The sequence below is a fragment of the bacterium genome, assembly GCA_009926305.1.
GTDB lineage: Bacteria > Bdellovibrionota_C > UBA2361 > UBA2361 > RFPC01 > RFPC01.
The window spans coordinates 1-2,071 of the sequence record RFPC01000176.1; the positions used below are offsets into that span (position 1 = coordinate 1).

Consider the following 2,071-nt stretch of genomic DNA (forward strand, 5'->3'; position numbering starts at 1 on the left):
TGTACACTGTCTAAAAAATAACGGCCTGATATCAACCGCTTGCTAAAAACCGCCCAATCCTTAAACACCAGCGAACCGTGTGCATTTCCTGCATCTACCTGTAATCACACGAGAAACCCGCTTGGCATGGGGTGTGCTATACAGGGAGTGTCGAGAGTGAAACGCTCCTGACAAAAAATCTCCAAAAAACCTCTAAAGGTTTTCGGAGAAGTGACGATAAGAGGATGAACCTAACAAGGAGGATTCAAGATGAGCGCAGTTTATTACGGCAAGAACCGAGATGGCTCACTCAAGACTAAAGAGCAAGTCTTAGAAGCGGAGCTTAGAAGCGCCAATAGAGCAATTGAGAGGATTAAGCGCAATGAGGCGCAACTCACAGAGCTCCAAGCGAAAATTGACGCTCTCAAGTGGAAAATTGCTTGGGATGTTCATGACCTGAAGCAAGCCAATGAAATGATTCAGGCGCTTGAGAAAATGTAAAAAAACTTCTCAAGTTTCCGGCAAGGATGCCGATAAGAGGATAAGAAACAACGGCAGACGGTAAGCCAGAGTAAATGCTCAAAACCGCTAGGCTGGGAGTCAGGACAAGTTCCGCTCGCTCCGAAACACCGCTCTAGTCGTTAGCGGTCGGGTTCAAATAGAACCAATGAACGATGAGACTGGATGCGGGACTGACACCCTCGCACCATGTGTCTGTAACTGTGAGGTTACACTGATGAGCTCAAAAGAGCGAAACACAATACTCGAACGAGACTCGTTCTCGTGAGGAAAGGGGTCTAACATGTTTATAGAAAACACTCGCAAACGTCTCGCTGATTTAGGCATCGAATACGACACGCTGCCCGCTAACATTAAGCTCTCCGATGGGAATACTAAACTCAAGAAGAGCGGCATCGTTAGTTTCAATCTCATCCCGATAACTCACTGCCCGCTCGCTGGGTCATGCAAGGCCTTTTGCTACGCTACAGTCGGTCAGCAAGCTTTCGCCTCAGGCGTCAAACGACGCGCGGCAGCGTTTAAGGCGACACTCTCCCCGACATTCGTGCAAGATATGCACTCCGAGATTCAGCGCTGGAAGAAGAAGATTAAGGCTATCCGAGTGCATGACTCCGGTGACTTCTACAGCATGCAATACTTGCTCAATTGGCTCGAAATCGCACGCCTCAACCCAGACGTGAAATTCTATGCCTACTCAAAGAGCCTGCCATTCATCCACAAGGCATACGATTTAGGGCTCGTTCCGCCTAACTTCAGACTCATCCAGTCGGTAGGTGGGCTCGCTGACTCTCGTATCCGGCAAGACTTGCCGCACGCTAGAATCTTCTCGACTCTCGACGAATTGACTGATGCAGGCTATGCAGACGCCAGCGAGACCGATGACGTCTCAGCCTTCTCTGACACTCTCTTTGTCGGGCTAGTCGTGCACGGTGCACGCAAGGGTAAGTTTTCTGGTACTCAGTCAGCTCCGAATGAAAATAGTGTTAAAGTTTCGGCCTGAATTGCCGAATAGAAATACAAAGGAGGAAACAAGCCATGACAATAGCAAGATACAGAGAATTAGTTGGCCATCCAGTATGGCTCTATCAGGTGGAATTGATAGTCCTTCTCGCAGGAAAGGGCAAAAGGGTCACGATAGCGCAATTCAATTGTGCTACCGAGGAAGAATTAAAATTCGCAACTGAGTGTTGCGACTACGTGATTAAAGGAGAATAACGTGAAAGTATTCGTATATCGCAATGTTACAAAAAAGTGCTTCTCAATTATGGCACTAGAAGGTGAGAAGAAAGGAAAGGTAATCGCTCACCGAATGTTTGTCGACCTGACCGACGTGACCTTCAAGGTCAGCGAGGCAGGCAGGCAGCGTGTGCTCCGGACAGGACAGAAGAACGTCCATGCGGGTGTAGTTGGCCAATGGTCAGATACTCTTAACAGTATACTGACACCTATCACAATCGCAGTCCGGTACAACCCTAAAGTGTCAGGCGACTTCACAACTGAGGATGGAAAGACAGTTAAGAGAGCAAAATTCGTAGAGTTATCAGGTGGTAAATATATATTTGCAGGGGGTATT

At 47.9% G+C, this 2,071-nt stretch carries 4 protein-coding genes; all 4 read left to right on the forward strand.

The window, feature by feature from the left end; all coding sequences use genetic code 11:
* Window positions 1-249 precede the first annotated feature (249 nt).
* The gene (locus EBR25_13425) at window positions 250-480 is read left to right on the forward strand and encodes a hypothetical protein (GenBank protein NBW41982.1); all 231 of its coding nucleotides are present in this window, start codon (window positions 250-252) and stop codon (window positions 478-480) included.
* A gap of 301 nt (window positions 481-781) precedes the next feature.
* A complete protein-coding gene (locus EBR25_13430) occupies window positions 782-1,498 on the forward strand; it encodes a hypothetical protein (GenBank protein NBW41983.1) in 717 nt (238 codons plus the stop codon).
* A 35-nt stretch (window positions 1,499-1,533) separates the two neighbouring features.
* A complete protein-coding gene (locus EBR25_13435) occupies window positions 1,534-1,713 on the forward strand; it encodes a hypothetical protein (protein ID NBW41984.1) in 180 nt (59 codons plus the stop codon).
* 1 nt (window position 1,714) lies between these two features.
* Window positions 1,715-2,071: hypothetical protein (locus tag EBR25_13440; GenBank protein NBW41985.1), on the forward strand; the 357-nt coding region annotated here is incomplete at its 3' end.

What these genes read in the sequence shown, in the direction of transcription:
- EBR25_13425 (NBW41982.1), top strand. Translation starts at nt 250, where the DNA reads ATGAGCGCAGTTTATTACGGCAAGAACCGAGATGGCTCACTCAAGACT.
- EBR25_13430 (NBW41983.1), top strand. Translation starts at nt 782, where the DNA reads ATGTTTATAGAAAACACTCGCAAACGTCTCGCTGATTTAGGCATCGAA.
- EBR25_13435 (NBW41984.1), top strand. Translation starts at nt 1,534, where the DNA reads ATGACAATAGCAAGATACAGAGAATTAGTTGGCCATCCAGTATGGCTC.